Consider the following 24,654-nt stretch of genomic DNA (forward strand, 5'->3'; position numbering starts at 1 on the left):
TTTTTTTGTCATTTCTATTATAGCAAAGCCGTTAAAGAATAGCAAACAATTATCTGAAAATTTTTTACTGTTTTGACGATTTTGATAATTGCCCTTAACTCAGGCAGTGAGATGTTGTCGGATATTTACCAGTCAAGACGTCTAGACAGCAGGCAGTAGGAGATGGCGCAAGAAAAAAACCAGGAGACGGTTTAAAGGAGACCCTAGAACGGATAATACACCAAGGATTGTGTTTTGGTGAAATGATATTAGCAAATTGAAAAGACTAGGACTTTCGTCCCAGCCTTATTAACGTCTGTAGCGATTCAGATGGCGAGCGAGCTTTTCTTGCAAATCACCGAGTTCTTCGACGGTAGGCAAGTAAACGATGCGGAAGTGGTCTGGGTCTTTCCAGTTGAAGCCCCGACCGTGTACCAGCATGACTTTTTCTTGCTTCAAAAACTCTAGGACAAATTGTTCATCGTCCTCAATCCGGTACATGTCTCGGTCAATCTTTGGAAAGACATAGAGTCCAGCCTTTGGCTTAACGGTAGACAGTCCGGGAATGTCGTTGACCGCCCTAGTGATAAATTCACGCTGCTCGTAAAGGCGGCCTCCAGGCTTTAACAACTCATCCACTGACTGGTAGCCACCTAGCGATGTCTGCACCACTTGCTGGGCAAGGACATTTGAACAGAGCCGCATGTTGGACATCATATTAAGCCCTTCGATGTAGCCCTTGACGTGGTCCTTGCGACCAGATAGAACCATCCAACCCACACGGAAGCCGCAGATACGGTGGGATTTGGAGAGACCATTCATGGTCACGACAAAGACATCTGGCGCCAAGCTGGCAATCGGTGTGTGCTCCAGACCGTCAAAGACCATACGATCGTAAATCTCGTCTGAGAAGATAATCAGCTCGTGCTGACGGGCAATCTCCACAATCTCCTCAAGCAGTTCTTTAGGATACAGCGCTCCTGTCGGGTTATTGGGATTGATGATGACGATGGCCTTGGTGCGGTCAGAAATCTTGCTCTTGATGTCGTCAATGTCAGGGTTCCACTCGGCTTGCTCGTCACAGATATAGTGGACGGCATGACCACCAGCTAGGCTGACAGCAGCTGTCCACAGAGGGTAATCTGGCATCGGCACCAATACCTCGTCGCCATTGTCCAAGAGCGCGTGCATGGACATGGTGATGAGTTCAGAGACCCCATTTCCGATATAGATATCATCCACATCAATATTTGGGAAATGTTTGAGCTGGCAATACTGCATGATGGCCTTGCGGGCAGAGAAAATCCCCTTGGAATTGGCATAGCCTTCTGACTGACGCGCATTGCGAATCAGGTCACGAATGACCTCATCAGGAGCGGTGAAGCCGAATTCGGCTGGATTACCAGTATTCAACCGCAAAATTCGCTCACCATTAGCCCGCATACGGTTGGCCTCATCAAGGACAGGACCACGAATGTCGTAAGCGACATGTTCTAATTTAGATGATTTGTTGTATTGTTTCATAAACTTACCTCGCTTAAAAATTATACTCCTATTTTTGTAAAAAGTAAAAGGGAAGATGAGTTGTTTTTTTGTAATACTTCTTTTTTTGGCGTCATATGATAAATAAAATTAGATAACTAGGAGCAAAAAAATTGAGATAATGGCGAAAAATGGTGATGCTGTTTTGAGAACGTGGTACTGTTGCTATTGAAAAGAAAACGGCTCAGAAAGAAAAAAGGTAACAGTTTTTTAGTTACCATGAGATGATCGTGTCCACAGTTGCTTGCCCTCATCACTCTCGCTTATTCAACAATCGGAGTAGTTTTTGAATGATTAGCCAAAATTGCATAAAAAAACTGAAAAGAAGACCAATCAAGCACCTGCAGGTTCTTGACTGAGTCTTCTCCTCGTGTTAAGCCTTTAGTTTAACAATCGCAATAAGCGATCAACAAATTGGTTGTTTTTTTCCAAGTCTTTCTTGGTCTCATTGACTAGTTCAGGATGGTCTGTAATCATCCCTGCAATCGGTGTCTGGAGGTAATGCTGCATCTGGGCTTCGCGATTGATGGTCCAGACGTAGAGCTCTTGCTGCCGCCACCGGGCTTCCCAAACCAGTCTATCTCGGTAGGAAAAATCTTCAATTAAGAGGAAATCAACTCCCTCTCCAGCTAAGTAACCAAATTGCAAGGGAATGATATAGCCTGTTTCAATCTCAGGTGCCAGGATTTCAATGGAGCGAATCAAGTCCCAATCCAAAGACATGAGTTTATAGTCTTTGGTGATGCCGAGGCGTTTAAACGTTTCAACGACGAGCTGGGCATAGTCTGCTTGCTCCTTGCCGTGTGGCTTGAGCTCGACCATCAGTTTGGTGTTTAGCTCCTTGGCTTTAGCAACATAGGTGTCAAAATCAACTAACTGGCTCTTAAAGTCGTCTTGTGAAATTGGCAAACCAACCAACTCTTTAGCTGTGCTATCGCTAATACTGATTGACTGACCGGTTAGACGGCGTAAATCATTGTCGTGACTGACGATAAATTGTTTATCCTTGCTTAGGATGATATCCATTTCCACATAGTCCACTTGCGCTTCAGCCGCACCGACCAGGGCTTCAATAGAATTTTCAACGCCTTTGTTGACATCGCCCCGGTGAGCAATAGTTTCTATCGCTTTATTGTAGGGATTATAGGACAGGCGGTCGTAGTTAACAACAAATTGACTGAGTCCGATGAGAAAAATTAGCGTTAGAGCTACCCAGCGTCTGCGACGTGGGATTTTTGGCAGGTCTTCGTAAGATGTATGCAGATGATGCTTTTCAAGTTGGGTGAGTAAATAAGATAAAATGGTGAGTTTTGACATCATGGTCAAAGCCAAGCTAGCTCCCCAGATAAAGGTGACAAGTAGCCATTGCAGGCTTTTAGATAGCAGTCCTGTTCCTGTGAGTTCGATAAAGAAAAAGAACAAGGCTAAAATAAGAGCAGCTAGAAAAGCTAATGGAAGGGCTAGGAGGCTGAGTGTGATAAGCAATTGCCAGCTTTTGCCCTTAGTTAACTGCCAACTGGCCGTCAGATTATCCCAGAAACGTGTCTGGAAACGGACGATAGTCAGCGGCAAGGTGTAAATTAGTCTCAAATTGATGTAATAAAGACCGATTCCGCCAATGATGAGAGGAATGGCAGTTTTGGGCTGTTTGAGCAACTCGTCAGTGATAAAGTAAGGAATACGGACACCATCTAGTAAGGTCGATGAAAGCAACCACTGGACAAGTGGCATAGTTAAGATGATATAACCTAGAAAAAAGAGTATTTGGAAACCAGAGATGGTTTTCAAAAAATCGCGGCAACGTCTCATAAATCGCCTGAAAGACCAGCTGATAGCACGATCTTTCCGCCGGATGATGTCCACAAGAAGAGAATATTCAATATAAATAAGAGCAGATAAGAGCAAGAGGTATCCGATACAGCCAAGCACAGCCCAAGGACTTTTCAGCAAACTGAGAAGATTCGTCTGGGTGAGTTGGTCTTCCCTTGCCAAAAGCAGAACGAGATAAAAGACTTCCGACAGGAGGTAGCCTCCAACTGTACCGACTAAAATCTGTAGGATAAGTCCTCGCAACAGATAGACCCATTGGTAGCGATACAAATCTTTGAATACTTTTTTAATGTCTGTCATCTATATAACCTCCGTGTGTTATCGTCCTTTTATTATAACACAAAATTTCAAGTGAAAATTCGCTTAGCAATAGATTTTTTGGCAAAAATTAGCTGAAGATATGTTATAATAAACGTAACACTGATTTAATACAGAACATAAGGGATTGAGAGAATGATGATGAAGAAACAGTTATGGTTAGGTCTGATGCTCTTGTTCGGTTGGCTGATACTGTTTAGGGTAGAGGCAGATGATGTGGACTACCGTATCCCCTCCTATGAGGCTGATGTCACCTTTTTTGCAGATAATACAGCTGACTTGGTCCAAACCATCACCTTTGACTACCAGTCGTCCTTCAGAGGTCAATACATTACTCTTGGAACAGCTGGTGCACTCCCTGAAGGTGCAACTATTGTCGGAACACCAGAGGTGCTGGCCTATAAAAATGACACCCTAGTTCCCGTGACCATCGAAGAAGAAAACTGGTCGGACGGTCGCAAACTCAAAATTTATAACGCCGGAGAGAGTGGTGATAAGGTGCGGTTGGTTGTTCACTGGCGACTAGAAAATTTTCTCACCCTATACCCTGACATTGCGCGTCTAAACTGGGTACCAATTAGCGATTGGGATGTGCCGCTGGAGCAGGTTCGTTTTACCATCAAAACTGCCAAAAGTAGCCAGATGAGTCAATTAGCTGTCCACCGAGGCTATTTTCGACCGAGAGCCGAGATTCGTCAAGTTGATCAGGCTTATGACATAACAGCGACAGATGTTTCTGGTGAGCTTCATCTACATGCCTACTGGGACAAAGGAATTATCGACGCACCCGCTCAGCTAACGCAAGCAGGACTGCCACTTTATCAGGAGGTTGAAACTCAGATTGTAAGGAAGCAAAAATCCCTATCATTTCGCTTAGAGATTTTATTTGTTGCTTTGGCGGGAGGTGGATTGATTCTTGGGCTAGTGACCTTGGTCTTCTTTCGCCGACTGGTTCGGCAGCAAGGTCGCCTGCCGCATCGGGTTTACGAGCTGCCAGATGACCTCCCGCCTCTCTTGGTAGTGCAGTCTATCTTTAACCAGTCACTTAGGGATACTGCCCCTACTACTTCAGGTTACAAAGGGGAATTAGGGTTTGAAAACATGCTTCAGGCCAGTTTGCTGGACTTGATTGACCGCCGATACCTTCGTGTTGACGGAACAGGTGAGCAAGCTAGTTTGTCGATTGTACACCTAGAGGGTCTAGCAGATTTTGAACTCGCCTTACTTGATATGGCTTTTGGGACGAAAACCTCCTGCCCTGTGACAGCATTATTTAGTGCTTATGCCTACGATGAGGAGGAAGAAGAAGCCCTAAAAGAACACTATCGTGGCACTCAACTGGAGAAACGAATACAGGGATTGGCACAGAGCCATTTGAGTCGCTATCGCAGTGGACTGAAACTGATCAGTTCACGTGTTTCAGCACTAGAGAAAGAGCTGGGCACGGGGAACAACTATCGTCCTTTGAGTGCTAGAGAGAAAGGGACTTATCGTGCTGGAATGGGCCTAGTAACAGTTAGCTTGTTGTTGTCCATTTATAGCATTCTTGCCCTTCTTGTGCACGCGTTCAGACCTGCAGTTCTTAGCTATTTGCTGATTGCTGGGCTGGCGATTGGTCTCTTGATTTGGGGAACGAAGATGCATCAGCCATTTGCACAAAAAGGGGTATTGACAACCGATGGAAAGACCAAGGTAGAGCCTTGGCTTGGTTTCTGGCAAATGCTCAAGGATATCAAATCCTTTGACCGCGTTGAATTAGAAGGTCTTGTGGTTTGGAATCGCCTGCTGGTCTATGCCACTTTATTTGGTGAAGCCAAGCGCGTTGAACAATACTTACGATTGCATCAAATTGAGTTACCGGAGGATACTGGCTTGACCTTGACGCATGGTCATTATGGCTTTCTCCATCATGGCCTCCACCAAAACATGGTTACTTCTAGCCAATTGGCGACCACTGCTAGTCATTTCAGTGTCTCTTCAGGCAGTTCTGGCATTAGCGGTGGATTTTCAGGCGGCGGTGGCGGTGGTGGCGGAGGCTCTTTCTAAGCCAAGCTAACCAAGAAAAAATAAAAAGGAGCAGATTGTGTTTATTGAATTATTGAAAGCCATTTTATTTGGTTTTGTTGAAGGAGTAACCGAATGGCTGCCTGTATCGTCGACAGGTCACCTGATTTTAGTGCAGGAATTTGTCCAATTCAAAGGACAAAACGAAGCCTTTATGAACATGTTTAATATCGTGATTCAGCTAGGGGCCATCTTAGCGGTTATGGTTATCTATTTTGAACGGCTCAACCCCTTTCAAAAAGGGAAGTCAGCTCAGGACGTTCGTCTAACTTGGCAACTATGGCTCAAGGTCGTCATTGCTATCTTGCCTGCCTTGGTCTTAGGTTTACCGTTTGATGATTTTTTGGAAAAACACCTCTACCACTTTGTACCTGTGGCACTAATGTTGATCCTTTATGGTGTCATCTTCATTTGGTTGGAAAATCGTCAGGCAACATTAAACACCCAGCCACAAGTAACGAGTTTGGCAAAGATGTCTTATAAAACAGCCTTTCTTATTGGCTGCTTTCAGGTATTGAGTTTGATTCCGGGAACAAGTCGCTCTGGTGCCACCATTATCGGTGGGATGCTCGTGGGGACGAGTCGCTCAGTTGCCACAGAGTTTACCTTCTTTCTTGGCATTCCTGTCATGTTTGGTTACAGTGGTTTAAAAATTCTAAAATTCTTCCTTGAAGGCAATGGCTTGACTTTCTCACAACTAGGGATTTTATTAACAGCCATGCTGACAGCTTTCGGGGTTAGTCTGGTCGCTATTCGATTCTTGACCGCCTACGTCCGAACACATGATTTCAAGGTATTCGGCTACTACCGTATTGCTCTTGGCATCTTACTTTTAATGTATTGGGTTAGTAGCTTTTTCATCGCTTAGTTTAATGGTTCATCAAAAAGAGGCAAGACGATAGATGATGTCGTTGCCTCTTTTTGATTAGCTCTTGGCTCTGATACCAAGAAACTGTTTGAATAGCCTTAAAAAGCTAGTGTGATAATAGATGTAGTAAACAATACTGATGGCCATGATTGTTGCTACCAGGTCAAAAGGGATTTTGATGATGGCGTATGCCATGGTACGGTAGACAAAGGCTCGTCCGAGGAAATAGCCGATATTATCGATAATCGCCCCGACCAAGAGGGCTGGCATAACCAGTTGTTTGGGGGCTGGAAGTCCTCTTCCCTTAACGAATAAGGCAATCGACAATACCTGCAAGCTGTGGGTGATCAGGGTCACAAACATGGGTTCTGGATAGAAAAAGAAATCACCCAAAAAAGACCCAAAACCAGCAATGATTACTGCTTCTTTTGGCTTAAAAAGTAAAGCTGTTAAGAAAATAATGATGCCGTTAAAATAAAAGTGTCCTCCAGGCACAGGAATTGATAGGAAACTAGCACTGAGCAAGATGGTTAGCCCCATAAAGAGCGATGCTAAGGTCAGGCGTTTTGCCGTCATGAGACAGTCCTTTCTAAAGATATAAAATGAGAGAAAGCCTTTATTCAGACTTTCTCCAAATGATACACGATTTAATTTTCAAAATCAAATGCCGGTAAGGACAGGTAGCGTTCTCCGTTATCTGCTAGGATGGCGAGAACTTTTTTGCCAATCCCCAGCTCTTTAGCGACCTCGATGGTAGCGTGAATGGCTGCGCCTGATGAGATACCGACCAGGAAGCCTTCTGCCCCACCTACAGCACGCGTTGTCGCAATGGCATCATCGGAAGTCACACGGACAATACCATCGTAGCTGGTCGTGTCAAGCGTCTCAGGAATAAAGCCAGCTGAGATGCCCTGAATTTTGTGCGGACCAGGTTTTTCTCCTGATAAGATAGCTGATTCATCAGCCTCTACGGCATAAATCTTGATGTCAGGATTAGCAGCCTTGAGCACCCTAGAAACGCCGGTCACTGTTCCTCCTGTTCCGACACCAGAGACAAAGGCGTCAAGACCGGTTTCACCAAAGGCTTCTAAGATTTCAGGACCAGTTGTTGCTTCGTGAACAGCTGGATTAGCAGAATTTTGGAACTGCATGGGGATAAAGCCTTGACGTTCTTTAGCCAGTTCTTCAGCTTTAGCGATGGCTCCTCTCATGCCTTCTGCCCCTGGGGTTAAGACCAGCTCTGCCCCATAAGCCTGAATCAGTTTCCGACGCTCCAAGCTCATGGTCTCAGGCATGACAATCACGACCTTATACCCCTTAGAAGCACCAACCCAAGCCAAACCGATGCCTGTGTTTCCAGATGTCGGTTCAATGATGGTGTCACCTGGTTTAATCAATCCATCACGCTCCGCAGTCTCAATCATGTTGAGGGCGATACGGTCTTTGACAGATGACCCAGGGTTAAAATATTCCAGCTTGACATAGACATCAGCTGCACCTTCAGGGACTAAACGATTGAGTTTCACGATTGGGGTTTGCCCAACTAGCTCACGGATGTTGTTGAAAATCTTTGCCATAAGACACCTCTATTACTTTTTTCTTTATTATAAGAAATAGCAGAGCAGAAGTAAAATACCAGTTTTTTATCAGGGTGATAGACTTTCATTATCGTCCTTGTCCTTAACAATGGGCTAGGTTCAAAAATTGTGATAATTGGCGAAGTTTATCTAATATTATTAACTGATCGAATAATTGATTTACATTATTAGATGTAGACGTGGATAATAACATTTAATAGACAAAATAGTTGACACAATAAAAGAAAGCGGTTACAATAAAAATGAGTAAATAGATTTCGATTTGGAGGTGTTTATCTATGAGAACAGAGAGTTTCATTAGCTTATTGACATTACTGCTGTCAGTACTTGCTGCTTTCTTATTTATCGACGGTCGTTTTATTCTTTATGAACCTTGGGCAACCTATGCTGTTTGTACGGCCTATACTTTACTTGTCAGCTTAATCTTTTTCTTAATTATTTACCAAGTGTATCTAAGGAGGAACAAACGATGACAGCTATTCAAAAATTTTTCCGTATAGCAGTCCATTGTCCTGGCTTCATTTACACTGGGAAAAACTACTGTTTTTGCCAGCAATCTAGAGGAGCAAGCAACGCCTGCCGTGATTTAGCTAACCAGTCCGTTCTCAGTAACTGACCGAAATGGTGATACTTACTTTTTTGCTTCTGCTCAAGATAAGCTAGCTTTTGAACAACTGCAATATCAACAAGAACTGAGATATTATAATCCAATTCAGCCACGAGAGAGGTTTGTTCGGAATATTTCCATTGGAAGAAAATTTGTTGGCTATAATCCATTGCCACTTTGCCAGCCTATTTGCAATCATAGAGCCAAGATTTTAAATGATGCCGCTAAAAACCTTTGGTTTTATGATTTTAAAGTCCATATGTTGGTCACTTTGTCGGGGCTTATTCTCAACTATGTTGTGACACCAGCCTCTGTTCACGACATTAAAGTCGTTGATGAACTCCTAGAAGACTGTAGGCAATCTGTAGTTCTTGCCGATTTAGGCTACTTAAGCCATGAGCTTAAAGCAGATTTGGCGAAAGAAGGGTATCGTTTATGGCCCCCCTTACGTCAAAACATGGACGGTGCAGAACAACATAATCACTGGCAGTTACTTGTCATGAGAAGAACGATCGAAACTCGCTTTTCTGAGCTTTGTGCGCTATTTGATATTGAGCACACGTTGACTAGAGTATTAGGGACTACAATTGAGAATCGAACAAATCATATTGGCTTATCATTTGAGATATTTTGAAATTAACTAGCACCACGAGTGTATCATAGAAAAAAATTAAGTTAATTCCATCTAATTTTTAGGTGGAATTTTCTATATTAAACTTAATGCAAATTCACTTCAATGATCTGACTGCCAGAAGGCGTCGCGACCACCTTGCCCTGATAATAGTCTGTCAGACGATCAACAAAAGCAGGAATGGCTTCTTTATCCAGATAAATCTTGGTCGTGATATCGGCTTGAAAAACAGTCTCCATCTCCTCTAAACCCTCACTGGCTAAGAAATTGGCGTAAGTCTGGTACTGGGGATAAGTCAGAGTAATCGCTAGTCCCTCCAAGCGTTTGACCTCAACGCGACCCAGCTCTGCTATGGCGCCAGCCACACTTCCCGCGTAAGCTCGAATAAGTCCGCCAGCGCCGAGCTTAATCCCACCAAAATAGCGGGTCACGACCGCCACCACGTTGGTCAGCTCCTGCTTCTCAAGCACCGTCAACATGGGAACACCAGCCGTTCCGGAGGGTTCGCCGTCATCACTCGAACGTTTAATCTCACTCTTTTTCCCAATAATCATGGCAGAGCAGGAATGGTTGGCCTTGTAGTGCTGTTTTTTGATACTAGCAATGTAGTCTCTCGCCTCGTCCTCTGTTTCTACTCGCTTGAGGTGGCAGATGAAGCGAGACTTTTTGATGTCTTGCTCGACGATACCGTCGGTTTTGATGGTCTTATAGTTCATAGGTTTATTTTACCGATTTTTAATGGTTTTGGCAAAGGTTTTACGAATAGCTAGATATGACGATACCAGAAGATTATCTAGGGCGGTGCTTCACCATGCAACAACTCAGCCCACAAGAACGTGAATTGGCGACATGCTTGCCATCAACACAAGAGCACAAGAAACAATTATCATGTGCTCGGTGTCTAGGCAGTATGGCCTATCAACTCCCATCAGGAGCTCGTTACTGCAGGGACTGTATTACCATGGGTCGGGTGACCAGTGATCAGCCCCTCTATACCTTTAAACAACAAGACTTTTCAACAGGGTCTGTTCTAAACTGGACAGGGACGTTGACTCCTTATCAGGAGGAAGTGTCTAACCAGTTGATAAAGGCTCAAGCAGCCAAAGAAAATATCCTCGTCCATGCTGTCACAGGCGCTGGCAAGACCGAAATGATTTATCCCGTCTTGGAACAAGTCTTAGCCCAGGGGCAGGCGGTGGCGGTTGTTAGTCCGAGGATTGATGTCTGTAAGGAATTATATAGCCGATTGAAGAGAGATGTTACCTGTTCCACGGTGCTCTTGCATGGGGATAGTGATCCGTACACTAGGGCGCCTTTAGTCATTTCAACAGTCCATCAGCTGTACAAGTTCTATCAAGCTTTTGAGTTGATCATCATTGATGAGGTTGATGCCTTTCCCTTTGTGGACAATGTTAGCCTCTATCATGCGGTCGAGCGTGCCTTGAAACCATCAGGCAGCAAAATTTACCTGACGGCAACATCAACTGAACAGTTAGACAGGCAGGTGCGTGCTAAACAGCTCAAAAAAGTTCATTTAGCAAGGCGTTTTCATGGGAATCCGCTAGTTGTTCCTAAACCTGTCTGGCTAGCGGGCTTGTTGGACGGTATGACAAGAGGTCGCCTGCCTAAAAAACTGGTTGCTTACTTGACGAAACAAGCAGCAACAGGCTACCCGCTCTTGATTTTCTTTCCTCATATTGCCTTAGGGCAAGAATTTCACCGGCTTCTGTCAGTGTATTTCCCAGAAGAGACGATTGGATTTGTTTCAAGTCAGACACAAGAAAGAGCTGACCAGGTGGAGGATTTTAGGCAAGGGCGCTCACGTATTTTGGTGACAACAACGATCTTAGAAAGAGGGGTCACCTTTCCGTGTGTTGATGTGTTTGTCCTCTGGAGTAATCATAAACTTTACACGGCATCGAGTTTAATTCAGATTTCAGGTCGAGTGGGTCGCAGTAAAGAGCGTCCAACTGGAGAGTTACTCTTTTTCCACGATGGGGTAACAGCACACATCAACCGCGCGATAACAGAAATAAAAGAGATGAATAAAAAAGGGGGACTAGCATGACTTGCTTGCTATGCCGTCAAGACCTAGAGCAGTCAACGACTTTCTGGGCTATCCTGTGCCTCTACCAAGACAGGCAGCTGATTTGCCAGTCTTGCAGGGAGCAGTTTGTCCGTATCGGAGCATCCCATTGTCCGACTTGTTACAAGGAGCTGACCAACGGGAGCTGTGCGGATTGTCTTTATTGGCAAGAGCGTGGGGTTAACATCAATCATTTTGCGCTTTACCGTTACAACGAGGCGATGAAGAGTTACTTTTCTCTCTATAAGTTTTTTGGTGACTATGTGTTAGCTCAGCTATTTGCCAAAGACGTCAAAGAAGCCTTGAAGCCTTACCGTGATTATCAGGTCGTGCCTGTTCCAGTCAGTCCCCAAACGCGAGAAGAGCGGGGCTTCAATCAAGTCGAGGGTCTCCTTGAGGCGGCTGGGGTAAGTTATCACAACATCTTGGCAAAGGGTGAAGGTCTTAAACAATCAAGCAAGAGCCGCAAGGAACGTTTGGAGAGTCAGCCAAAATATGAGTTGTTGGCTGGATGCAATCTGTTTAAAAAAATTATTTTGATCGATGATATTTACACAACTGGGGCTACAATCGCAGTCATTACAAGGCTTTTGCTTGAAAATGGGGTGGAAGAGGTGAAAACTTTTTCACTAGCAAGGTAGAAAACGGTTGCATTTTCTTTTGACGTGTGCTATAATAAAAACAAAGAAAGACGCCTAGCGTTTAGAAAAGAGGAATCTATATGATTAAATTTAGTATTCGTGGTGAAAACATCGAAGTCACCGAAGCCTTGCGTGATTATGTTGAAACCAAGGTTGCCAAGATAGAGAAATATTTCCATGAAGATCAAGACCTGGATGCTCGTGTTAACCTCAAAGTCTACCGCGAAAAAACAGCAAAAGTGGAAGTGACCATTCCTCTCGGCAATCTGACCCTTCGTGCTGAAGATGTCTCTCAGGATATGTACGGCTCTATTGACCTTGTTGTGGATAAAATTGAACGTCAGATTCGTAAAAACAAGACAAAAATTGCCCGCAAACACCGTGAAAAATTACCAACAGCCCAAGTCTTTGCACCTGAATTCGAAGAGACTGCCGATGATGACTTGTTGCCAATTAACGTGGTTCGGACCAAAAACCTCACACCGTATGAGATGGATATTGATGAAGCCCTCCTTCAAATGGACTTGCTCGGTCATGACTTCTTTGTCTTTACTGACGCAGAAGACAAGAGAACCAATATCCTCTACCGTCGTGAGGAAGGTGGTGTAGGTCTCCTACGGATTAACTAATAAGCTCCTTTCATTTTTCTAGGCGCGTGGATTGCGCCTAGTTTTTTTGTTTTTGGCATTTTTAGACAAAAGCTGTTATAATGGTGGTAGGACTAGAAAAACACCGCTAAGTCACCTGACTTCGATGAGGTGTTATTCTAACTCTGTCGGCTTAAACAGTCTAAAACTAACTGGTTGAGCAAGCAAAGCTGGCTACAGCTGTCAGGATTTTTCAGCTGATGGTTTTAGCCTGTTGTGGGGAAAGTCGTTTTGCAACTCATGATTTCTCTCCTTCAGGTCAATTACTCAACCCCAGTTTATGGAAGCTAAAGTGCTCGTGAATGGATAGGGAAAACTCTAGAACTGGCAAAATTAGTCAAGAGTTTTCCACTTTACTTTACTTAATGACAGAAAATAAAGAGCCTAGACATCTTGTCCTAGGCTCAATACTAAGAAATGATATGAAGCAATGAAGATAAAAAAAAGACTTTTACTAAATTATTCTATTTTTGTCCCTTATCTGATTTTGTCAGTGCTTGGTTTGATTGTGGTTTACTCGTCAACCAGTGCGGATTTGGTCTATTGGGAGGCATCTCCCTTTGCACTCGTTCGGAACCAGACCATTTTTTGGCTGGTTAGTCTCGCTGCGATTTGGTTTATTTACCACTTGCGCTTAAAATTTTTGAGAAATTCTCATCTTCTCTTTCTTGCTGTTTTAGTCGAACTGGTGCTTTTAGTGCTGACTTTGTTTTCAGGAGAAGAAACCAATGGCGCTAGTGGCTGGTTGCAGTTTGCTGGCAAGAGTATTCAGGCTGCCGAGTACCTCAAGCTTATCGTGGTCTGGTTACTGGCGTTCACCTTTACCAAGCGACAAAAAGCAATTACTAATTATGATTACAGGGCTCTTACTCGTGATACGATTTTACCGAGGCACTTTTTTGACTGGCGGACCTATCTGTTGATATTGATTGCCTTGGTTGTTGTCCAACCAGACCTTGGAAATGCGACCATTATTGTGTTGACGTCAGTTATCATGTATGCCCTCAGTGGGATAGCTCACCGCTGGTTTACAGGTTTATTGGGCTTGATTGCAACAGCCTCGACGGTCTTTTTAGGCTTAATCGGGCTCATAGGGGTGGAGCTGGTCGCAAAAATCCCGCTATTTGGTCACGTGGCCAAGCGATTTGCAGCCTTTTTCAACCCTTTCAAAGATTTGACAGACTCAGGCTTGCAGATGGCGCATTCCTACTACGCCATGTCTAATGGTGGCTGGTTTGGTCGTGGCTTAGGAAATTCTATTGAAAAAAATGGCTACTTACCTGAAGCGCACACCGACTTTGTCTTTTCCATCGTCATTGAGGAATTTGGCTTAATCGGTGCTGGTCTGATTTTAGCTTTAGTGTTTTTCCTAATTTTACGAATACTCAATGTTGGTCTAAAAGCAAAAGATGACTTTAACAGTATGCTGGCTTTGGGTATCGGGGCGATGTTGCTGGTGCAGGTCTTTGTCAATGTCGGCGGTATCTCTGGCTTAATTCCATCAACAGGAGTGACCTTCCCTTTTCTTTCGCAAGGAGGCAATAGTTTGTTAACGATTTCTGTTGCCATTGGTATTGTGCTCAATATCGATGCCAATGAAAAACGAGCCAGTATCCTAAGAGAGTTAAATCAGCAGTAAAATTCGCTACGGCGAATTTTTTTGTAACCAACAGAACTTCTTATTCGTTATCTTAGTGAAGAGGAGCTAGCGAAGGATTGCCAGAAATTAAAACCTAGCGCTACTTGATGTTAGAGCTCGCATCAGTAGCGATAAATCTGGTAAATCATGTAGCTACTTTCAACCATCAGAAAGGAGGTGAGCCTATCCGCTTAGATGATTATGAAGAAGCTGTTCTTGTGATTGCACAAGAAATTAGCTTTTATCTCCAAAAATCAGGTGCCAGTCAGGCAGACAGTCAGGACATTGCCCAGGACGTTTTGGTTAAAATCCTTGAGACGGACATTGTTCTGCCTTATGACAAGCTACGGGCTTGGTTGTACCGCTCAGCTATCCGCGCTTATATCGATAGATACCGTAGAGATAAGCGTTATCATGAGATCTTGCAGACCGAGTTTTTTAAGCCCGACCAGCTGACCGTCTATGATAGAGAAGATTATGATTACCTTTATCAGGCCATATCTAGCCTACCAGAGAAGTTTGTGCTGGTGCTTGATGCTTATTATTTTCAGGACTTGTCCGTCAAGGAAACGGCTCATCTACTGGGTATCAGTCAGGCACAGGTCAAGGTCACCCTTTACCGTGCCAGAAAGGCCCTAAGGGCTCGCCTAGAAGCTCAAGGACTTGATGGTAGCCTCCTTAACTCACTCCATTAACGAAAGGAAACATCATGAAAACATTTGAAATTATTACTAAGAAAAATAAGCGCAAACACCTGCTAAAAACGGCAGTTTTAGCAGCACTAGGCAGTAGTGCTGCCCTTCTAGCACTTAACTTTGGATTGAGCGAATTAACGGCTCGAAACGGTCAGCACGTTCGTGACTACTATCAACTTATGGCGGAAGTCAGCCAGCCTAACATTGATTATAAAGCAGCCTATTTTAACCCAACCTCCCAGTACACAGGGACCTTTCATGTCGACCAGACTAAGGACATTGCAGGGATAGAAGTGCCCTATGGGACCTTGGAACTTCCTTACAGCCTTAGACCCTTGTTCTGGGGGCGGTCGTCTACTGGTTATTCAGATAAAACAGGCACTGCCACCTACACTTATGGCGAAGGTTACAAGATGCCACATTTCTTTAATACCGCTTACCAGTATACGGGAGAAACCCATCACCAACTGACTCAGGACATCAGCTTGCTTCCTCAGATGAGTGGTCAGGCTGTTGAGATGGCGGTCACCTTTGATAAGCCTTATACTTTTGAGGAAATAGCAGAGCTGATTCCTAATAACCTCAAAATCAACTGGTACTGGATCGGCACTCGGTCTAATTATGATACCGCAGGGATGAATCGTGATTTGTTTGGGTTTGAAGGCGACACCGATACGCCTAGGTCTTATCAACAGCAGCAAGAGGATGAGAAGAATACTAAAGGCATGACTCCAGAAGAGATTGAAGCCTACTACAAAGACCGTGTCGGTCAAAAACCTGCCTCAGCTCAAGAAGGCTTTGCCAACAGTTATAGTTTCTTTGTCGCCTATCTTAACCAAGCTCTCGCTAAAGGTTGGCTAGGTTCAACCTATGGTGGACCTGACGGTGAGCAGATGAGTACAAAGGAAGACGTAGAGACTTACCTCAAGGCAAATCCAGATGCTCAAACAGCTAAATTTGCAGGTGTCATCCTAACCGGTCGAGCAGAAAACTTTGCCTCCCTTGAGAAAGCTGACTGGATTTTTGGCTCAAACATCGGTCATCATGTCCAAATTCAACCTTATCACACGCTTGATGTAGAATAATTTCGGAAAAGAACACAAAACACTTGCAATTTCTAGCTAATCTGGTAGAATAGTAAAGTAAGGTTAGACTGTATTGCCTACGGTCTATCTATAAAATATATTTTATATGGAGGCTTTTCCTACAATGGCAAAAGAAAAATACGATCGTAGCAAACCCCACGTTAACGTCGGTACTATCGGACACGTTGACCACGGTAAAACTACTTTGACTGCAGCTATCACAACTGTATTGGCACGTCGCTTGCCGTCATCAGTTAACCAACCAAAAGACTATGCGTCTATCGATGCTGCTCCAGAAGAGCGCGAGCGCGGTATCACTATCAACACTGCACACGTTGAGTACGAAACTGAATCACGCCACTACGCTCACATCGACGCTCCAGGACACGCGGACTACGTTAAAAACATGATCACTGGTGCTGCTCAGATGGATGGTGCGATCCTCGTAGTAGCTTCTACTGACGGTCCTATGCCACAAACTCGTGAGCACATCTTGCTTTCTCGTCAGGTAGGCGTTAAACACCTTATCGTTTTCATGAACAAGATTGACCTTGTTGATGACGAAGAGCTTCTTGAGTTGGTTGAAATGGAAATCCGTGACCTTCTTTCAGAGTACGACTTCCCAGGTGATGACCTTCCAGTTATCCAAGGTTCAGCTCTTAAAGCCCTTGAAGGTGATGAGAAGTACGAAGACATCGTTATGGAATTGATGGCTACAGTTGATAGCTACATTCCAGAACCAGAGCGTGACACTGACAAGCCACTCTTGTTGCCAGTTGAGGACGTGTTCTCAATCACTGGTCGTGGTACAGTAGCTTCAGGTCGTATCGACCGTGGTACTGTTCGTGTCAACGACGAAATCGAAATCGTTGGTATCACTGAAGAAACTCGTAAAGCTATCGTAACAGGTGTTGAAATGTTCCGTAAGCAACTTGACGAAGGTCTTGCTGGAGATAACGTTGGTATCCTTCTTCGTGGTGTACAACGTGATGAAATCGAGCGTGGACAAGTTATCGCTAAACCAGGCTCAATCAAGCCACACACTAAATTCAAAGGTGAGGTTTATATCCTTACTAAAGAAGAAGGTGGTCGTCATACACCATTCTTCAACAACTACCGTCCACAGTTCTACTTCCGTACAACTGACGTGACAGGTTCAATCGAATTGCCTGCTGGTACTGAAATGGTAATGCCTGGTGATAACGTGACAATCGACGTTGAGTTGATCCACCCAATCGCCGTTGAGCAAGGTACTACATTCTCTATCCGTGAGGGTGGCCGTACTGTTGGTTCAGGTATCGTTTCTTCAATCGAAGCCTAATCGATTTGCGAATAAATTAAGTCAGACCTTGAAAAAGACCCAATTGGGTCTTTTTCTTGTCTATTACCTCACAAAAAACTTTCTTGCTTGAGAGAAATATGGTAAAATAGAAGGGTAATATTCTGTGAAAAATGATTAAAACATCTCATGGAATAAAGAAAAATAAGAAAGAGGTATGTGACATGTCACGTAAACCCATTATCGCCGGAAACTGGAAGATGAACAAGGTGCCTGCAGAAGCGCGCGAATTTATCTCACAAGTTGAGTTGGCTATCCCATCAAACGACCTGGTTGATGCTGTTATCGGTGCGCCAGCTATTTTCCTTGAAGGGATGAAAAAAGGCTTAAGCAAAGCTAACTCTCAGTTGCAAGTTGCTGCACAAAACTGTCATTTTGAGGATGCTGGTGCCTTTACTGGTGAAAATAGCCCGAAAACTATCGCTGCTCTTGGTGTTGAGTATGTCATTATCGGTCACTCTGAGCGTCGTGATTACTTCCATGAGACAGATGAGGACATCAACAAAAAAGCGCATGCTATTTTCCGTAATGGTATGACCCCAATCATCTGCTGTGGTGAGAGCCTTGAGACTTATGAGTCAGGTCAGGCAGTTGACTTTGTCGGTGCTCAAGTATCAGCAGCGCTCAAAGGCTTGTCAGCTGAACAAGTAGCTTCACTCGTTATTGCCTACGAGCCAATCTGGGCAATCGGTACAGGTAAATCAGCAACCAAAGATGATGCGCAAAACATGTGTAAAGCTGTTCGTGATGTGGTTGCTAGTGACTTCGGTCAAGAAGTTGCTGACAAAGTTCGTGTGCAATACGGTGGTTCTGTTAACCCAGCTAACATCGCAGAGTACATGGCTTGTCCAGATGTCGACGGTGCCCTTGTTGGTGGTGCATCGCTTGAACCTGCTAGCTTCTTGGCGCTTCTTGAAGCAGTGAAATAATCTGAAAAACTCTGGGCATGTCGTCCAGAGTTTTCTGATATCAGTTATTCTTGACCTAACACCCAAGTTTTGATCGCATGAGCGACGCCACTCTCATCGTTGGAGAGGGTGATGTGCTTAGCGATTTTTTTGAGTTCAGGATTACCGTTTGCCATGACAACAGGGACAGCAACTACTTCCAGCATGGCTCGGTCATTTTCTTCGTCACCGATAGCCATCGTTTGGCTCATGTCAATGCCTAACTTGTTTGCTAGATGCTTGATGGCATTGCCCTTGCTGACTGCTTTATTGACAATTTCTAGGTAAAAGGGTTGGGATTTGACAAGACCGAAACGGTCATGGTAGTCAGCTGGGATTCTCGCAATGGCCTCATCTAAGATTTCTGGCTCATCGATGAACATGATTTTAACGATTTCTTTGTCTGCCATTTCTTCTGGTGTGCGATAAAAAACAGGCATGGAAACTAGCTGAGCCTCGTGGACAGTGTATTTGCCGATGTCACGATTGGCAGTATAGATGCCATCCTTAGTGATGGCATGCATGTGAACACCTAGTTTACGCGCCAGCAATTCAATATCCAAGTAATCGTCGTAGCTGATGGTCTCCTTGACCAATTCCTGACCAGAAGAGGTGTCTTGTACTAGACCGCCGTTAAAGGTAATAACATAGTCCCCCTCGTCTTGTAGGTTGAGATCGGACAGCAGTTCTGTCACCCCAGCAATTGGGCGCCCAGTTGTGATCACAATCTTGACACCGGCCGCTTTGGCTTCTTGCACTGCCTGGTAGACTTGAGGGGTAAGGGTGCGGTTGCTGGTCAGTAAGGTGCCGTCAATGTCGACTGCAACGAGTTTGATGGTCATAATTTCTCCTTCATAAATAGTAAGAAGTCTGAGGAAGAACCTCAGACTTGGCGAATAGGAATAGAAATTTCAATGAGTTTATCCATATGAACAGTTTTGACTAACTCCATCATCGCTTTGTTAGGGTGGATTTTACGCTTAAAGAAAAATTCTCGGATTTTATCTAACTCGGCTGACTTGATGGCACGATATTTGTTGGTGATGAGAAGCTCGTAGTGTGTTGGTGCTTCTGAGAAAACCACATCGGTGTTGCCTGCCGAATAAACCTCTACCAAAAAGGCATCGGTATATTTGAGTTGATTCTTGACCAATTCAGGATGGCTACCAGTCACATTAATCAGCCGCATGGGCATATCCTCTTTTCATTTAGGATTCCTTTTTTATTATATCACGAAAGGTCTTAAAAAGGACAAAAATGCCTTAAATTTAATTATTTTTTTGCCACTGCTCAATACCCCAGCGATGGCTACCTCGCTTGAGCTTGGTTTTGGCCTCCTCAATTGGAAACCAAGCTAGCATATTAAAGTCTTCCAAGGGTTTGCTGACCTCTGAAAAAGACTCTACTGCATAGAGATAGGCGGGATGATAGTAGTGAGTGTCTCTGTGCCGAGAGTAGAAGTACTCATCTGCCTGACCCAGGTATTGCCCTAGACGAGCTGAGAACCCAAGTTCTTCAAGCAATTCACGCTCTAGAGCCGTCTGATGGTTTTCTCCTGCTTCAATCTCGCCACCAGGCAGAAACCAAGCCCCGTTAGGTGCCTGAACGAGGATGAGATGGGTCTTTTCCTCATTTGGGATAATCGCATAGACACCGTAGCGATTTTGGTATGTGGCACTAGCCACCTTATCGCCAAAAGTTGGAATGTTTGTCATCTGATGTTCTCCTGTTTTTATAGCCATTATAACACGATTTAAGCAGAATTGCTTTACTCAAGTTCAAAAACCGCCAGACTTTAACGTTTGGCGGTTCTTATCTTATTCAGCAGTTTCTGTCGCCGGTTCAGCAACGGCCTTTACCGCTTTTATAGTGATATCCCCTTTACTGTTGAGCACTGCCTTGAGGTGCTTCTCAGTTGGGTGCTCTAGATAAAAGTCAGTGATGGCATCCTCGATATGGTCTTGGATGGTTCGGCGTAATGGCCGAGCGCCCATCTTTGGATCGTAGCCTAAATCGACCAGTTTTTCCTTGACCTTGTCAGTGATGTCTAGCTGAATGTCATTCCGTATTAAGCGTTCCTTAACGGTTGCCAACATCAGGTCAACGATGCTGAGGAGATTGTCCTTGCTAAGGGGCTGGAATTCGATGATACCGTCAAATCGGTTCATGAATTCTGGACTGAAAAAGTTCCCCAGCTGACCAAGAACAGACTGGCTCCGCCCTTCGCGCGCAGCACCAAAACCAACAGAAGCCTCAATTTTACCTGTGCCAGCGTTTGAGGTCATGATGATGATGGTATCCTTGAAGCTGACCGTCCGTCCTTGCCCATCTGTTAAACGTCCATCGTCTAATACCTGTAAGAACATGTGCATGACGTCTGGATGAGCCTTTTCGACCTCATCAAGGAGAATGAGAGAGTAGGGGTTGCGACGGACTTTTTCCGTCAGCTGCCCAGCCTCCTCATAGCCGACATAGCCTGGAGGGGCTCCGACGAGCTTGGCAACTGCATGTTTTTCCATATATTCACTCATGTCAAAGCGAATCATGCTATCAGCTGAGCCAAAGAGTTCGATAGCTAGTTGTTTGGACAGCTCGGTCTTGCCGACACCGGTAGGTCCGACAAAGAGGAAGGAGCCGATGGGACGATTTGGGGAGCCCAGACCAACGCGATTCCGACGGATAGCCTTGGCAATCTTATCCACAGCATCGTCCTGACCGATGACCGCACTTTTGAGGTCGCTAGCGAGATTAACCAGTTGGGTTTGCTCTTTTTCCTTGAGATCACCGACAGGAATATTGGTTTTTTGCTCGATGATGCTTTCGATGACTTTTTCAGTAATGATTGGCGTGTCTTGTTCATCCAGTTTTTGTTGCTGAAGTTCTTTATACTTGGCAATCTGGTCACGGAAGTAAGCCGCACGTTCGTAGTCCTCATCCCTCGTCGCCTGAGCCTTGAGGTTTTCAGCCTCAATCAGGCGCTTATCAATGTCTTTAGGATCGATAAAGTTGAGGGTCAAGTTGAGCTTAGAACCTGCCTCATCTAAAAGGTCAATGGCCTTGTCAGGTAAGAAGCGGTCTTGAATGTAACGATTAGACAGGACAGCCGCCGCTTCAATGGCCTCATCTGTGTAGCGGACATGGTGATAGTCTTCATATTTTTTCTGAATGCCCTTGAGGATAATTAAGGTTTCCTCAACGCTTGGCTCATCGACCTTAACCGGCTGCATCCGGCGCTCTAGGGCAGCATCTTTTTCAATCACGCGGTATTCATTTAGCGTTGTTGCACCGACCAGTTGGAGCTCACCGCGTGCCAGAGCTGGTTTCAAAATATTACCAGCATCCATGTTGCCATCGCCAGCAGCACCAGCACCAACAATTTCATGGATTTCGTCGATGAAGAGAATCACATCATCACGGTTTCGGAGTTCGTCCATGAGTTTTTGCATGCGTTCTTCAAATTGCCCACGGATACCTGTCCCTTGCACCAAGCTGACGACATCGAGTCGGATGACTTGTTTGCCTTGAAGTTTTTGGGGAACAGAACCATCGATGATTTTCTGAGCTAGTCCTTCAACCACAGCGGTTTTTCCGACCCCAGGCTCACCGATGAGAACAGGATTGTTCTTGGTACGACGATTGAGAATCTCAATCACACGGATAATCTCCTCGTCACGTCCAATCACAGGGTCAATGCCGCCTTTTCTAGCGATATCCGTAATATTGGTACCAAATTCTTCCAATAAACCTTTGGCTTGCTCCTGTTGTGGAGACTGACCAGGGTGATTTGGTCGGCGATTGTTACCGTTATTGCCGCCACGCCCTCCAGATTGGGTTGGTGGCGTGTTGGGAAGATTGCCACTAAAGGCGCGGAAGTTGTTCAAATCAGAGAAGAAGTCATCAAAGAAGGGATCAAGACCCTGTGCTAAGTTCCGAGGGCGATCATCACCTTGTTTAGGTTCAGACTTGATAATTTTATAGCAGTTTTGGCAGAGATCAATCTGCCCCTGCTTGCCATTCATGTTGGTATAGAGATGAATGGTCGCGTCGTTTAATTTACAATTGTGACACAACATAAAAACCTCCTAATCAATTGACCAATTCTATAAAGGTCAGTATTGGTCAAAGTTTATAAGTCTATTATAGCACGATTTTATAAAAAAGCAAAAATAAAGCACGTCTTTCTTACAAATTTTACTAATATGGGTGCATTAGGACTGTTTATAGACAAAAGCTCCCCTTACTTAAGAAGAGGAGCTTTGGTATTAACCTGTTTATTTGCTAAACAAACCTTTGACTTTATCAATGAGACCTGCACCTTTATCCGTATCAAGTCCCAGGTCTTTGGCCTTATCAAGTACACCATCAAGACCTTTACTCAAATCCAGACCGTCAAGCAAACCTTTTGCTTGCTCGAGATAGTCACCGAGGCTATCTTTGTTTTCATTGATAAATTCTTTTGCAGCATTGATGTCGCCTTTAGCGATGAGCTCTTTGATTTTTTCGAGCAATTCAGTTGTGTTCATTGTTGTCCTCTTTCTTTTTGTTGTTTTTATTACACCATAAATTCTAGCATAAAGCAAGTCGCTTGTTTGGGAATATGAATCTGATCGCAATGTCTGAGCTGTCCTGTTTCTGAGTTAATCGCAAAGCTAGTTGCTTGAGTACCGTTTTGATCAATCAAAATAAGGAATGAACAAGCTGGTGTCACCGTTAAACTCAGTGCTTCTTGGTTAATAGAGATGGGAGCGAGTTTTTGTAAGGACCCGTCACCTAGAATCTCGAAAACACTCAAGTAAGGATAAGTTGGACGAGTGTGATAGAGATGGGCAGCAGTTGCTCCGACAGATGGGGCGATAAGAGAAGTCGAATGGATTGATGAATCAGTTTGGCTAGCGTGGTACTCAAAAGAACCGTAACCATCATAAAATAATGTATGGATGACCTGGTGTTCACTGATCAAATAGCAGACTTTGGTCGCTTGGTGAAAAATCAGTTGATAAGGGATGCGCTCGTCAGGACTGCTGAATTGATTAACGAAACTCAGTCTATCGTTTGCTACCCCATAGATGAGTAATCTCTGGCGATGTTTGTCACCAATGACCAGCAGTTTATCTGGTGTGAGGGTGATAAAGGTTGGGTCAACATCATCTAGAGGCAAGCTACCCAAGGGTTTCAGCTCTTTTTCAGTCGTGATGGCATAAGCTGATAAAAGTTTGCCTTTGTCAGTTAGAGTGTAGGCAATATGCCTATCGGCATCATAGCAGAGCTGATCAGCTTGATTAGTAGGTTGAAGTTCTGAGAGGAGTTGCTCATCTTTGGGTAAAAAAACAAGCTGGTCTTGCCCGTCAAGATGGGTCAGGGCTAGAAAATTTCCATCTCCTTCAGGGATAACTGCCTTCAGTTGCGTTCTAATCAAAGGTTTTAACACTCCAAATCGACCGTTTTGTTCATCAAAGGAACAATAGTAAACGCATTGCTCTTCTTCCTGATAGGATTGTTTGGACCAAATAGTTTGTAAGTGTTTTCTCATAGTAAAATTATAACATATCTATCAGTCGAGAACAACAGAACGGTAAAATTCAGCTAATTCCATCAGAACATGCTATAATAAAGAGAAACTAAGATGAAAGAGAGCTGTCATGGTAAAATTAGCAACTATTTGTTATATTGACAACGGCAAAGAACTCTTACTCATGCACCGCAATAAAAAGCCCAATGATGTTCACGAGGGCAAATGGATTAGTGTTGGAGGTAAGTTAGAAAAAGGGGAAAGTCCAGAGGATTGTGCCATTCGTGAAATCTATGAAGAAACTGGTTTGGTTGTCAAAGAGATGAAGCTGGCTGGTCTAATCACATTTCCAGAGTTCACACCAGGTCACGACTGGTATACTTATGTATTTAGGGTTACAGCTGTTGATGGCAAATTGGTTGAGGACTGTGTTGAAGGCACCTTAGAATGGGTCCCCTACGACCAGGTGCTAACCAAACCAACTTGGGAAGGAGACTATGAGATGTTCCAATGGATTATCGACAATCGCCCCTTCTTTTCAGCCAAGTTGACTTATGACAACGAACAGTTAGTTGGCAAAGAAGTCACTTTTTATGGTGATAATGAGCCAAGATAGAGAAAGGAGTTAT

23 protein-coding genes and 1 pseudogene are annotated in these 24,654 nt (G+C 44.3%); 12 read left to right on the top strand and 12 right to left on the bottom strand.

The features are described 5' to 3' along the window. Positions 1-288: 288 nt before the first annotated feature. Together A3GW_RS0103720 and A3GW_RS0103725 are read right to left on the bottom strand one after the other, a co-directional pair. Complete coding sequence (locus tag A3GW_RS0103720; RefSeq protein ID WP_018367979.1) at positions 289-1,503, bottom strand: pyridoxal phosphate-dependent aminotransferase; 1,215 nt, start codon at positions 1,501-1,503, stop codon at positions 289-291. Positions 1,504-1,902: 399 nt separating this feature from the next. Continuing rightward, on the bottom strand, positions 1,903-3,651 hold the full coding sequence (locus tag A3GW_RS0103725) for a glycerophosphodiester phosphodiesterase (RefSeq protein ID WP_018367980.1): 1,749 nt from the start codon (positions 3,649-3,651) through the stop codon (positions 1,903-1,905). Positions 3,652-3,810: 159 nt separating this feature from the next. On the opposite strand from A3GW_RS0103725, the gene A3GW_RS0103730 reads away from it, so the two are divergent. After that, positions 3,811-5,715, top strand: a complete 1,905-nt coding sequence (locus tag A3GW_RS0103730; RefSeq protein ID WP_169333179.1) for a DUF2207 domain-containing protein — start codon at positions 3,811-3,813, stop codon at positions 5,713-5,715. 34 nt (positions 5,716-5,749) lie between these two features. Then, complete coding sequence (locus A3GW_RS0103735; RefSeq protein ID WP_026216579.1) at positions 5,750-6,601, top strand: undecaprenyl-diphosphate phosphatase; 852 nt, start codon at positions 5,750-5,752, stop codon at positions 6,599-6,601. A 57-nt stretch (positions 6,602-6,658) separates the two neighbouring features. On the opposite strand, the gene A3GW_RS0103740 is transcribed toward A3GW_RS0103735, so the two are convergent. The 3 genes from A3GW_RS0103740 to A3GW_RS0103750 form a co-directional block, all read right to left on the bottom strand. Then, positions 6,659-7,177, bottom strand: a complete 519-nt coding sequence (locus A3GW_RS0103740) for an ECF transporter S component (protein WP_018367983.1) — start codon at positions 7,175-7,177, stop codon at positions 6,659-6,661. A gap of 71 nt (positions 7,178-7,248) precedes the next feature. Continuing rightward, positions 7,249-8,178: a cysteine synthase A gene (cysK, locus tag A3GW_RS0103745; RefSeq protein ID WP_018367984.1), complete on the bottom strand. Its 930-nt coding sequence runs from the start codon at positions 8,176-8,178 to the stop codon at positions 7,249-7,251. 558 nt (positions 8,179-8,736) lie between these two features. Beyond that, a complete protein-coding gene (locus A3GW_RS0103750; RefSeq protein ID WP_018367985.1) occupies positions 8,737-8,976 on the bottom strand; it encodes a hypothetical protein in 240 nt (79 codons plus the stop codon). Between A3GW_RS0103750 and A3GW_RS10760 the strand changes: the two are divergent. Beyond that, positions 8,973-9,450, top strand: a pseudogene (locus A3GW_RS10760) (IS982 family transposase); the annotation flags it as partial. The gene A3GW_RS0103750 and the pseudogene A3GW_RS10760 sit on opposite strands and share 4 nt — an antisense overlap. Positions 9,451-9,523: 73 nt before the next feature. Here A3GW_RS10760 and A3GW_RS0103760 read toward each other — a convergent pair. Continuing rightward, entirely contained in the window at positions 9,524-10,153 is a 630-nt protein-coding gene (locus A3GW_RS0103760) for a YigZ family protein (RefSeq protein WP_018367986.1), read from the bottom strand. 56 nt (positions 10,154-10,209) lie between these two features. Between A3GW_RS0103760 and A3GW_RS0103765 the strand changes: the two genes are divergently transcribed. From A3GW_RS0103765 to tpiA, 8 genes are all read left to right on the top strand, one after another. Beyond that, complete coding sequence (locus A3GW_RS0103765) at positions 10,210-11,505, top strand: ATP-dependent helicase ComFA (protein ID WP_026216580.1); 1,296 nt, start codon at positions 10,210-10,212, stop codon at positions 11,503-11,505. Then, positions 11,502-12,164, top strand: coding sequence for a ComF family protein (locus A3GW_RS0103770; RefSeq protein ID WP_018367988.1), 663 nt, complete (start codon positions 11,502-11,504; stop codon positions 12,162-12,164). Before A3GW_RS0103765 ends, A3GW_RS0103770 begins: the two co-directional genes overlap by 4 nt. An 80-nt stretch (positions 12,165-12,244) precedes the next feature. Further along, entirely contained in the window at positions 12,245-12,793 is a 549-nt protein-coding gene (hpf, locus tag A3GW_RS0103775; RefSeq protein ID WP_018367989.1) for a ribosome hibernation-promoting factor, HPF/YfiA family, read from the top strand. Between the two features lie 448 nt (positions 12,794-13,241). After that, entirely contained in the window at positions 13,242-14,450 is a 1,209-nt protein-coding gene (gene ftsW, locus A3GW_RS0103785; RefSeq protein ID WP_018367991.1) for a cell division peptidoglycan polymerase FtsW, read from the top strand. Between the two features lie 185 nt (positions 14,451-14,635). Then, a complete protein-coding gene (locus A3GW_RS0103790) occupies positions 14,636-15,145 on the top strand; it encodes an RNA polymerase sigma factor (protein WP_026216581.1) in 510 nt (169 codons plus the stop codon). 14 nt (positions 15,146-15,159) lie between these two features. Next, positions 15,160-16,230: an anti sigma factor C-terminal domain-containing protein gene (locus A3GW_RS0103795; RefSeq protein WP_018367993.1), complete on the top strand. Its 1,071-nt coding sequence runs from the start codon at positions 15,160-15,162 to the stop codon at positions 16,228-16,230. Positions 16,231-16,354: 124 nt separating this feature from the next. Next, entirely contained in the window at positions 16,355-17,551 is a 1,197-nt protein-coding gene (gene tuf / locus A3GW_RS0103800) for an elongation factor Tu (protein ID WP_018367994.1), read from the top strand. A 182-nt stretch (positions 17,552-17,733) separates the two neighbouring features. Beyond that, the gene (gene tpiA, locus A3GW_RS0103805) at positions 17,734-18,498 is read left to right on the top strand and encodes a triose-phosphate isomerase (RefSeq protein WP_018367995.1); all 765 of its coding nucleotides are present in this window, start codon (positions 17,734-17,736) and stop codon (positions 18,496-18,498) included. Between the two features lie 44 nt (positions 18,499-18,542). On the opposite strand, the gene yidA is transcribed toward tpiA, so the two are convergent. From yidA to A3GW_RS0103835, 6 genes are all read right to left on the bottom strand, one after another. Next, on the bottom strand, positions 18,543-19,358 hold the full coding sequence (gene yidA, locus A3GW_RS0103810) for a sugar-phosphatase (RefSeq protein WP_018367996.1): 816 nt from the start codon (positions 19,356-19,358) through the stop codon (positions 18,543-18,545). A gap of 41 nt (positions 19,359-19,399) precedes the next feature. Next, positions 19,400-19,705, bottom strand: coding sequence for a DUF1827 family protein (locus A3GW_RS0103815; protein ID WP_018367997.1), 306 nt, complete (start codon positions 19,703-19,705; stop codon positions 19,400-19,402). Positions 19,706-19,784: 79 nt separating this feature from the next. Then, positions 19,785-20,231, bottom strand: coding sequence for an NUDIX domain-containing protein (locus A3GW_RS0103820; protein WP_018367998.1), 447 nt, complete (start codon positions 20,229-20,231; stop codon positions 19,785-19,787). A 102-nt stretch (positions 20,232-20,333) separates the two neighbouring features. After that, entirely contained in the window at positions 20,334-22,589 is a 2,256-nt protein-coding gene (locus tag A3GW_RS0103825) for an ATP-dependent Clp protease ATP-binding subunit (protein ID WP_018367999.1), read from the bottom strand. Between the two features lie 198 nt (positions 22,590-22,787). Beyond that, complete coding sequence (locus A3GW_RS10765; RefSeq protein WP_018368000.1) at positions 22,788-23,039, bottom strand: hypothetical protein; 252 nt, start codon at positions 23,037-23,039, stop codon at positions 22,788-22,790. A gap of 29 nt (positions 23,040-23,068) precedes the next feature. Further along, positions 23,069-24,046, bottom strand: coding sequence for a beta-propeller fold lactonase family protein (locus tag A3GW_RS0103835; RefSeq protein ID WP_018368001.1), 978 nt, complete (start codon positions 24,044-24,046; stop codon positions 23,069-23,071). A 109-nt stretch (positions 24,047-24,155) separates the two neighbouring features. Between A3GW_RS0103835 and A3GW_RS0103840 the strand changes: the two genes are divergently transcribed. Next, positions 24,156-24,641 carry an NUDIX hydrolase gene (locus A3GW_RS0103840; RefSeq protein ID WP_018368002.1) on the top strand — a complete coding sequence of 162 codons (486 nt, stop codon included), beginning with the start codon at positions 24,156-24,158 and terminating at the stop codon, positions 24,639-24,641. The last annotated feature ends 13 nt before the right edge of the window (positions 24,642-24,654 follow it).

The organism is Streptococcus entericus DSM 14446 (assembly GCF_000380025.1).
Lineage (GTDB): Bacteria > Bacillota > Bacilli > Lactobacillales > Streptococcaceae > Streptococcus > Streptococcus entericus.

Coding starts and splice junctions, on each gene's coding strand:
- ftsW (WP_018367991.1), top strand. CDS start 13,242: ATGAAGATAAAAAAAAGACTTTTACTAAATTATTCTATTTTTGTCCCT.
- A3GW_RS0103750 (WP_018367985.1), bottom strand. CDS start 8,976: ATGGATTATAGCCAACAAATTTTCTTCCAATGGAAATATTCCGAACAA.
- A3GW_RS0103765 (WP_026216580.1), top strand. CDS start 10,210: ATGACGATACCAGAAGATTATCTAGGGCGGTGCTTCACCATGCAACAA.
- A3GW_RS10765 (WP_018368000.1), bottom strand. CDS start 23,039: ATGAACACAACTGAATTGCTCGAAAAAATCAAAGAGCTCATCGCTAAA.
- yidA (WP_018367996.1), bottom strand. CDS start 19,358: ATGACCATCAAACTCGTTGCAGTCGACATTGACGGCACCTTACTGACC.
- A3GW_RS0103740 (WP_018367983.1), bottom strand. CDS start 7,177: ATGACGGCAAAACGCCTGACCTTAGCATCGCTCTTTATGGGGCTAACC.
- A3GW_RS0103725 (WP_018367980.1), bottom strand. CDS start 3,651: ATGACAGACATTAAAAAAGTATTCAAAGATTTGTATCGCTACCAATGG.
- A3GW_RS0103825 (WP_018367999.1), bottom strand. CDS start 22,589: ATGTTGTGTCACAATTGTAAATTAAACGACGCGACCATTCATCTCTAT.
- tpiA (WP_018367995.1), top strand. CDS start 17,734: ATGTCACGTAAACCCATTATCGCCGGAAACTGGAAGATGAACAAGGTG.
- A3GW_RS0103840 (WP_018368002.1), top strand. CDS start 24,156: ATGGTAAAATTAGCAACTATTTGTTATATTGACAACGGCAAAGAACTC.
- A3GW_RS0103760 (WP_018367986.1), bottom strand. CDS start 10,153: ATGAACTATAAGACCATCAAAACCGACGGTATCGTCGAGCAAGACATC.
- A3GW_RS0103820 (WP_018367998.1), bottom strand. CDS start 20,231: ATGACAAACATTCCAACTTTTGGCGATAAGGTGGCTAGTGCCACATAC.
- A3GW_RS0103815 (WP_018367997.1), bottom strand. CDS start 19,705: ATGCGGCTGATTAATGTGACTGGTAGCCATCCTGAATTGGTCAAGAAT.
- A3GW_RS0103770 (WP_018367988.1), top strand. CDS start 11,502: ATGACTTGCTTGCTATGCCGTCAAGACCTAGAGCAGTCAACGACTTTC.
- hpf (WP_018367989.1), top strand. CDS start 12,245: ATGATTAAATTTAGTATTCGTGGTGAAAACATCGAAGTCACCGAAGCC.
- A3GW_RS0103720 (WP_018367979.1), bottom strand. CDS start 1,503: ATGAAACAATACAACAAATCATCTAAATTAGAACATGTCGCTTACGAC.
- cysK (WP_018367984.1), bottom strand. CDS start 8,178: ATGGCAAAGATTTTCAACAACATCCGTGAGCTAGTTGGGCAAACCCCA.
- A3GW_RS0103795 (WP_018367993.1), top strand. CDS start 15,160: ATGAAAACATTTGAAATTATTACTAAGAAAAATAAGCGCAAACACCTG.
- tuf (WP_018367994.1), top strand. CDS start 16,355: ATGGCAAAAGAAAAATACGATCGTAGCAAACCCCACGTTAACGTCGGT.
- A3GW_RS0103730 (WP_169333179.1), top strand. CDS start 3,811: ATGAAGAAACAGTTATGGTTAGGTCTGATGCTCTTGTTCGGTTGGCTG.
- A3GW_RS0103835 (WP_018368001.1), bottom strand. CDS start 24,046: ATGAGAAAACACTTACAAACTATTTGGTCCAAACAATCCTATCAGGAA.